Here is a 7,624-nt window from a genome sequence, read left to right as displayed (position 1 = left end):
CTCCCGACGGCCCTCCCCGCCACCAACCCCCCTCCCGCTCCCCTACCAACCACGCCCTGCCCCCCCCCCCCCCCCCCCCCCGCGGGGGGGGGGGGGGGGCCCCCCCCGCCCCCCGCCCCCCCCCGCCTCCAGGACCGACCGACCGTCAGGACGATGCGATGGCAAGGGTTCCCGTCCGCCGGAGCGCCCGATCGGCAGCGGCGCCGGCCGCCCCGTCCGAGGGCCTCGACCTCGTGCTCGACCGCAGCAGTCCCGTCCCGCTCTACTACCAGCTGGCACGGCAGTTGGAGACCGCCATCGAGCGCGGCGCACTCGCCTCCGGCAGTCTGCTGGGCAACGAGGCCAAACTCGCCGCCCGGCTCGGCCTGTCCCGGCCCACCGTCCGCCAGGCCATCCAGACCCTCGTCGACAAGGGGCTCCTGGTCCGCCGCCGCGGGGTGGGCACCCAGATCGTGCACAGCCGGTTCAAGCGCCCACTGGAACTGAGCAGTCTCTACGACGACTTGGAGAAGGCCGGGCAGAACCCGACGACCCGCGTACGGCACAACGCCCTCGAACCGGCGCCCCCCGAGGCCGCCGCCGCGCTGGGCATCGCGGAGGGCAGCGGCGTGCACCGTCTGGAGCGGCTGCGGCTCACCCATGGCCGCCCCGTGGCAGCCCTGTGCAACTACATCCCGGAGGGGCTCCTCGATGTGGACACCGTCCGGCTGGAGGCGACCGGCCTCTACCGGATGATGCGCGCCGCCGGCATCACCCTGCACAGCGCCCGCCAGTCCGTCGGCGCCCGCTCCGCCACGCCGCCGGAGGCCGAACTCCTCGACGAGCCCGTGGGCGCCGCGCTGCTCACCATGCAGCGCACGGCCTACGACGACACCGGCCGCCCCGTCGAATACGGCTCCCACGTCTACCGCGCCGCGCGCTACGCCTTCGAATTCCAGCTACTCGTCCGCCCATGAGAAGCCACGGGCCGTGAACACGGGTTCACCCGCCGATCGTCACCCAGCCGCCCGACTCCGCGGAGCGTGCCATCGCGTCCAGCAGGGTCGCGCTGTGGACCGCGTCGACCGGCGTCGCGCCGTACGGCCTGTTGTCGGCGATGGACCGCAGGAAGGTGTGCGCCTCGACGACCTTGAGATCGTCGTAGCCCATGCTGTTCGCCGCGCCCGGCTGGAAGGCGGCGTACTCCCCGGCCCCCGGACCGACGTACACGGTGCTGACCGGCTGGTCCTGGTACGTCGTGCCCCGGCTGACCCCCAGTTCGCCCATGCGACGGAAGTCCCAGAACACCGCGCCCCGGGTGCCGTGGACCTCGAAGCCGTAGTTGTTCTGCTCGCCCACCGAGACCCGGCACGCCTCCAGGACGCCGCGCGCACCGGAGGAGAAGCGCAGCAGACAGTTGACGTAGTCCTCGTTCTCCACGGGGGCCGGCTCGCCGCCCGCCGCGTGCGCGTGACCCGCGGTCGCGCCGGTCGGGCGGGCCCGCAACGGCAGGAAGACCGCGGTGTCCGCCGCCAGCGCCTCGATCTCGCCCAGCAGGAAGCGGGCCAGGTCGACACCGTGCGAGGCCAGGTCGCCGAGGACTCCGCTGCCGCCCCGCTCCCGCTGGTAGCGCCAGGTCAGCGCGCCCTCGGGATGGGCCGCGTAGTCGCTGAAGAGGCGGATGCGGGCGTGGGTGACGTCGCCGATGTCGCCGGAGGCGATCAGCTCGCGGGCGGCCACGACGGCGGGGGCGTTGCGGTAGTTGAAACCGACCGTGCCCCGGACGCCTGCCTCGGCCACCGCGTCCGCCACGGCGCGGGCGTCGTCGGCGGTCAGGCCCACCGGCTTCTCGATCCAGATGTGCTTGCCGGCCTCGGCCATGGCCACGCCGACCTCACGGTGCAGGAAGTTCGGCGCGGCGACGCTCACGGCCTCGACGCGCGGGTCGGCGGCGATCTCACGCCAGTCGCGTACGGCGGTGGCGAAGCCGTACCGCGCGGCGGCCTCCTCGGCCCGGCCCGGTACCTCGTCGGCGACGGCGACCAGTTCGGGCCGCAGGGCGAGGTGCGGGAAGTGGTGGAGCACGCGCGCGTACGCCTGCGTGTGCACCCGCCCCATCCAGCCGAACCCCACGACGGCAACGCCGAGCGTACGCACCATGACTGCCCTTCTTTGGACCGGTCCAAATGCCTTCCGGTTCACATTGGAGCCCGTATCAGTACGTGTCAACCCCTTTGACAGGCTAGCCAGCCCTATGGAACGGTCCAGACATGGAACGGTCCAGGTCATGAGAGCTCCGACGATTCGGGACGTCGCCGAACGAGCGGGGGTGTCGAAGTCGCTCGTCTCGCTCGTCCTGCGCGGCTCCGACCAGGTCCGCGACGAGAAGCGGCAGGCCGTGCTCGCCGCCGTCGAGGAGCTCGGCTACCGGACGAACGCCGCCGCGCGCAGCCTCAGCGAGCGACGCACCCGCACGGTCGGCGTGCTCCTCAACGACCTGCGCAACCCCTGGTTCGTGGAATTGCTCGACGGCCTGAACTCCCGGCTGCACGACTCCGGTCTGCAGATGCTGCTCGCCGACGGCCACCTCAACCGACGGCTCGGCGAGGACCTCACCCGGACCTTCCTGGACCTGCGCGTCGACGGTCTGATCGCGGTCGGCACCCTGCCGGTCTCCGAGGCGTTGCGTACGGCCGCCGGACAGATCCCGACCGTCGTCGCGGGCGCCCGGGAGCCCGAGCTGCCCGCCGTCGACATCGTCGCGGGGGACGACGAGCACGGCGCCCGTCTCGCCACCGAACACCTCGTCGGGCTCGGCCACCGGCGCATCGCGCACATCGCGGGCCAGGGGATGGCGGGCGCGCTGCGCCGCCGCGGCTTCGAGGCGGTCGTGCGCGAACACGGACTGGACGGGGCGGCCGCCGTCGAGCAGGGCGATCTGACCGAGGAGGGCGGCTACCGGGCGACCGTACGGCTGCTGAGCGCGGCCGAACGGCCCACCGCCGTCTTCGCGTTCAACGACATCGCCGCGATCGGCGCCCTCTCCGCCGCCGAGGAACTGGGCCACCGGGTGCCGCGCGACCTCTCCCTCGTCGGCTACGACAACACCTACCTCGCGCGGATGCGCCACCTGTGGCTCACCACCGTGGACAACGCCGGCCACGACATCGGCCGCCGCGCAGCCCAGCGTCTGCTGGACCGCATCGAGGACCCCGCCCGCCCCGGCGAGGTCGTCCTCACCGCCCCGGCGCTGGAAGTCCGCGGCACGACGGGACCGCCGGGCGCGTAGGTTCGTCGGCCGAATCCGCCGGTGCGCCCAGCAACCCCGTCAGCAGCGCGTCCGCCGCCGGAGCGAGCAGCCGTCCGCCGTCGGGAGCCGACTCCAGACCGGCGACCAGCGCGAGACAGATGTCCGCGGCCTCGACGGGCTCGACTCCGGCCGGTGACCGCGCCACCGTGTCCGCCTCGGTGAAGAGCGCGATCAGCAGCCGGCGCAGTTCGCCGGTGAACGCGTGGCAGATGTCGCCGGACAACCGGGCCTTCTCGTCGAGGAGTTCGGCCGTGTGAGGGGAGTCCCCGGCCAGGCCACGCGCGAGGTCGAGCCTGGCGGCGAGGACGCCACGGACGCGTTCGGCGTGCGAGGCGTCCTCGGCGCCGGCCGCCCGGCGGGCCCGCACGAGCGCCCGCTCGTGGAGTCGCCGGGCGAGGCGCCGGAAGGCGTCGTCCTTGCCGTGGACGTACTGGTAGACCGCCGACCGGGACACGCCCATGACCGAGGCGATGTCGTCCATCGTCGTACGCCGCATGCCGTACCGGGTCAGGCAGTCGTAGGCGGCGTCGAGGACCTCGTCCAGCCGGTCACCGGGCATCGTTCAGCCGATCGGGCTTCGACCGCCGGGGCGCGCCATCGCTCAGGCCAGCTTCTTCAGCAGTTCCGCGGCGAGCGGGGCGGAGGAGGCCGGGTTCTGGCCGGTGACGAGGTTCCGGTCGACGACCACCTTCGGGGCCCACGGCTCGCCCTCCTGGAAGTCGACGCCCGCCTCGACGAGCCGGTCCTGGAGCAGCCACTTCGCCTGGTCGGCGAGACCGGCCTGGGTCTCCTCGACGTTCGTGAACCCCGAGACCCGGTAGCCCGCGAAGGAGTTGGAGCCGTCCTCCCGGGTGGCGGCCAGCAGCGCCGCCGGACCGTGGCACACCACGCCGAGCGGCTTGCCCGACTCCAGCGCGAGGGTGAGCAGCCGGCCGGAGTCGGCGTCGACCGAGAGGTCCTCCATCGGGCCGTGGCCGCCCGGGTAGAAGACGGCGGCGTAGTCGTCGAGGTTCACCTCCGACAGCTTGAGAGGCTGCTGGAGCTCGGTCATGGACGCGAGGGTGCGGGCGACCTTGTCGGCGCCTTCCTGGCCACCGTTGTACTCGGGCGCCAGGCTTCCCTGGTCCACGGTCGGCACGACGCCGCCCGGCGTGGCGACGACGACCTCGTGCCCGGCCGCCTTGAAGGCCTCGTACGGTGCGGCGGCCTCCTCGGCCCAGAAGCCGGTCGGGTGCAGGGTGCCGTCGGCGAGCGTCCAGTGGTCGGCGCCGGTCAACACGAAAAGGATCTTCGACATGGTGTGTTTCTCCGAGGGTGCGGGCCCTGACGGACCAGGGAGGGATTCCGGTCGTACGTCCTGACGTTCTGTACGCGGATCGTCAGGGCGGCGATGTCCTCGACCGTATGCGGGCCGGACATAGGTGACCAATAGGGAAGCCGCTCGCAGCCATAGGCCATCCGATGGGGCCGCGGGAATACCCATGGGCCGAGCGATGGCGCGGTGGTCCGCGCCCGCGCGGGACCTGTCCTAGCCGGGCACGGACGCACGCTGTTCCAGGACCCGCAGCGCCTGCCTCGCCCAGTCGGTGATCGCCTGCTCGAAGGCGCGTCCCCCCAGGAGAGTGAGATACGGGCCGACGCGCTCGGCCCCGGCGAGGTACTCGTCCTCGGTGCGCCCGTCGAGAAGGCGGGCGCCGATCCGGTCGTAGTGCGCCAGCTTGGCGCTCGCCCCCTCCAGCCGCTCGGCGATCGCCGCCCGGACGGCGTCGGCGTCCCCCTCGTCGAGGGCGTACACCTTGACCATCAGCTCGTCGCGGATCGCCGTGGGTCTCGCGGGGGCGGCGGTGAAGGCGGCCAGGGTCTCCAGGCCCTCGGTGGTCAGGGAGAACACCCGTTTGTTGGGCCGGCGGTCCTGCCGGACGAGCCGGGCCTCGATGAGCCCCTCGGACTCCATGCGGTCGAGTTCCCGGTACAGCTGCTGCGGGGTCGCCATCCAGAAGTTGGCCACCGAGGCGTCGAACCCCTTGGCCAGGTCGTACCCCGACGCCTCGCCCTCCAGGAGCGCGGCCAGAACCGCGTTGCGCAATGCCATCCTCCAAGGCTAGACGGCATGCACCCCTACGACTAATCTGATCCGCACCTAATCAATTAGTTGAGTATGAGAGGTGGGCGCGATGAACTCCTTCCGCAAGGCCGTGGAGGCCGGGGACCTCGGCGCGGTCGAGGAGCTGCTGGCCGACGACGTCGTGTTCACCAGCCCCGTCGCCTTCAAGCCTTACCCGGGCAAGGCGATCACCGCGGCCATCCTGCGCGGTGTCTGGCGCGTCTTCACCGACTTCCGCTACGTCCGCGAGATCGCCGGATCCGACGGCCGTGACCACGCGCTGGTCTTCACGGCCAAGGTGGGCGACAAGGAGATCAACGGCTGCGACTTCCTGCACTTCGACGAGGACGGACGCATCGACGAATTCACGGTGATGGTGCGCCCGTTGTCGGCGGCGCAGGCGCTCTCCGAGGCCATGGGAGCGCAGTTCGAGCAGATCTCCCGGGAAGCGGCCGGCACGTGAGGTTCCTGTCCCGCGCTGTTTGAACCGACTCCCTTCGGCTACCCGGCCGTTGTGACAACGACGACGTCCCAGCGGGAGCTCTTCCGGTTCCTGGAGGACCGCTTCGCCTGCGCCCAGGTCTGCGCCGAGTGCGCCCGGACCTGTGCGCTGCGCGCGAGCCTCCAGGATCCCGACGGGCCGAAGGAACAGGCCCTCGCACGGCGCAGGGGCATCCAGTGCGCGGAGGTGTGCGAGGCCACCTGCCATGTCCTGTCCGGGCAGCCGGGGCAGAACGAGCGGCGAATCCGCGCCCAGTTGGAGTGGTGCCGTGCTGTCTGTCTGGAGTGCGCCGAGGTCTTCGACGGGTGTCCCGGCGCGGAGGCCGGAGCGAAGAGCTGCCGGGAGTGCGCCCAGGCGTGCACGGACTTCATGGCCACTCTGCGGTGAGACCAGTGAGACCGGTGAGGTCGGTGAGGGCGCGGGCCGCCCGGGTCAGGAACGCCGGTTCATGCCCGCTCGGCGAGCGGGCGTCCTGCGCGGATGTTCCAGCGCCCCGCGCGTCCGCTGAACTCCATGACGGTGAGCGGTGGAACGTCCACACGCCAGAACGCCGACCCCGGCGCCCCCAACACCCGTAGCACCAGGGCCCGTACGACCTCGGGCTCCACCACGGCGACGGTCCGGCCGTCGAACCCGGCCGCCTCGTCCAGGCGCTTCGCCACCCGGTCGCAGAACGCCCGAACCGATTCCCCGTCGTGCGGCGCCGACGCGGGATCGGCGAGCCACAGCGCCACCGCCTCCGGTTCCTTCGCGCTCACCTCGGCCAGGGTCGCCCCGCGCCAGCGGCCCACGTCCAGACCGGCCAACTCCGATGCGTCGACACCGCCTTCGAGCCCGAGCGCCTCCGCGGTCTGCCGGCACCGCACGGTGGGGGAGACCCACAGCCGGCCCCCGGCCGGCACCGCACCCGCGTCGGCCGCCGTCCGAGCACTCCTGAGGCCCGCGGCGTCCACCGGACTCCCGTCGTCGAAGCGGGCCTCGCGCAGCGCCTCGCTGATCGCCGCGGAGATCAAGATCACTCGGCTCGTCATGCCTTCACTCTCATACGTTGTGGACCGTGCCCGGAAGTAAAGCCCTGGTCCGGAAGGGCGGTTACCGTGCTTCCCGGCGCACGGGGCGCACATCGTGCGGGGCGTGCGCCCTTGGCCGGGAACCGGCTTCGCGGTACGGTCACGTGGATATTGACGACGGTTCGGCGGAAGCCCGGTGGAAATCCGGCACGGTCGCGCCACTGTAAGCCCATCACATGTCACTCCGGCCAGGGGTGACCAAGGCGGGCCAAGTCAGACCCGTGGCTGTCGTCCTGTGCACCACCGAGATGGGACGCGAGTTCCCCAGGAGGTTCTGCCCCATGGCGCAGTCCGTCGTTCAGCCGACCGTCAACCCCGCCGCCGTCCCCGCGAAGCTGCCGATCGGTGCGATCGCGCCCTGGGCGGCGTTCTTCGGCATCCTGATGCTGGTCCTGCTCTACTTCGTCGGCGCCGAACAGGGCGCCACCTCCCTCGTGTCCGGCGAGAACGTGCACGAGTGGGTCCACGACGCCCGCCACCTGCTCGGGTTCCCCTGCCACTGACGGCGACGAGGAACGCACCAGCCAAGATATGTCGCAACGGCCGGGAAACCGGCCCGCGCGAGGGGGCGGGGTCCGGTCGACCTGCCAGCCGAGCCCGACGGCGACCTCGCGGCGGCTGACGAGCGTGTCGGGGTGGTCGGCGCCGAGCACGCGCTC

At 72.1% G+C, this 7,624-nt stretch carries 10 protein-coding genes and 1 riboswitch; of the genes, 5 read left to right on the top strand and 5 right to left on the bottom strand.

The window, feature by feature from the left end:
• The first annotated feature begins 158 nt into the window (after positions 1-158).
• Positions 159-956, top strand: coding sequence for a GntR family transcriptional regulator (locus ABZX90_RS43540; RefSeq protein ID WP_355213694.1), 798 nt, complete (start codon positions 159-161; stop codon positions 954-956).
• 25 nt (positions 957-981) lie between these two features.
• On the opposite strand, the gene ABZX90_RS43535 is transcribed toward ABZX90_RS43540, so the two are convergent.
• Positions 982-2,139, bottom strand: a complete 1,158-nt coding sequence (locus tag ABZX90_RS43535; protein ID WP_355213693.1) for a Gfo/Idh/MocA family oxidoreductase — start codon at positions 2,137-2,139, stop codon at positions 982-984.
• Positions 2,140-2,266: 127 nt separating this feature from the next.
• Between ABZX90_RS43535 and ABZX90_RS43530 the strand changes: the two genes are divergently transcribed.
• Positions 2,267-3,268 carry a LacI family DNA-binding transcriptional regulator gene (locus tag ABZX90_RS43530; RefSeq protein ID WP_351135212.1) on the top strand — a complete coding sequence of 334 codons (1,002 nt, stop codon included), beginning with the start codon at positions 2,267-2,269 and terminating at the stop codon, positions 3,266-3,268.
• Here the strand turns inward: ABZX90_RS43530 and ABZX90_RS43525 are convergent.
• The 3 genes from ABZX90_RS43525 to ABZX90_RS43515 all read right to left on the bottom strand — a co-directional run bounded on the left by ABZX90_RS43525 (position 3,216) and on the right by ABZX90_RS43515 (position 5,381).
• On the bottom strand, positions 3,216-3,848 hold the full coding sequence (locus ABZX90_RS43525; protein ID WP_355213692.1) for a TetR/AcrR family transcriptional regulator: 633 nt from the start codon (positions 3,846-3,848) through the stop codon (positions 3,216-3,218). The genes ABZX90_RS43530 and ABZX90_RS43525 overlap by 53 nt on opposite strands.
• A gap of 42 nt (positions 3,849-3,890) precedes the next feature.
• On the bottom strand, positions 3,891-4,586 hold the full coding sequence (locus tag ABZX90_RS43520) for a type 1 glutamine amidotransferase domain-containing protein (protein ID WP_351135208.1): 696 nt from the start codon (positions 4,584-4,586) through the stop codon (positions 3,891-3,893).
• Positions 4,587-4,817: 231 nt separating this feature from the next.
• A complete protein-coding gene (locus ABZX90_RS43515) occupies positions 4,818-5,381 on the bottom strand; it encodes a PadR family transcriptional regulator (RefSeq protein WP_351135206.1) in 564 nt (187 codons plus the stop codon).
• Between the two features lie 82 nt (positions 5,382-5,463).
• Here ABZX90_RS43515 and ABZX90_RS43510 point away from each other — a divergent pair, with 82 nt between their 5' ends.
• Positions 5,464-5,856, top strand: coding sequence for a nuclear transport factor 2 family protein (locus ABZX90_RS43510; RefSeq protein ID WP_355213691.1), 393 nt, complete (start codon positions 5,464-5,466; stop codon positions 5,854-5,856).
• Positions 5,857-5,907: 51 nt separating this feature from the next.
• Positions 5,908-6,282: a ferredoxin gene (locus tag ABZX90_RS43505; RefSeq protein WP_355213690.1), complete on the top strand. Its 375-nt coding sequence runs from the start codon at positions 5,908-5,910 to the stop codon at positions 6,280-6,282.
• A 59-nt stretch (positions 6,283-6,341) separates the two neighbouring features.
• On the opposite strand, the gene ABZX90_RS43500 is transcribed toward ABZX90_RS43505, so the two are convergent.
• Positions 6,342-6,926 carry a histidine phosphatase family protein gene (locus ABZX90_RS43500; protein WP_355213689.1) on the bottom strand — a complete coding sequence of 195 codons (585 nt, stop codon included), beginning with the start codon at positions 6,924-6,926 and terminating at the stop codon, positions 6,342-6,344.
• A gap of 120 nt (positions 6,927-7,046) precedes the next feature.
• A riboswitch (cobalamin riboswitch) is annotated at positions 7,047-7,209 on the top strand.
• 37 nt (positions 7,210-7,246) lie between these two features.
• On the opposite strand from ABZX90_RS43500, the gene ABZX90_RS43495 reads away from it, so the two are divergent.
• Positions 7,247-7,468 (top strand): CbtB-domain containing protein, encoded by a 222-nt coding sequence (locus ABZX90_RS43495; RefSeq protein WP_355213688.1) that lies wholly within the window; start codon positions 7,247-7,249, stop codon positions 7,466-7,468.
• Positions 7,469-7,624 lie beyond the last annotated feature (156 nt).

It is taken from the genome of Streptomyces sp. NPDC002935 (assembly GCF_040611295.1).
Lineage (GTDB): Bacteria > Actinomycetota > Actinomycetes > Streptomycetales > Streptomycetaceae > Streptomyces.
This window is presented reverse-complemented; position numbering and strand designations above follow the sequence as displayed.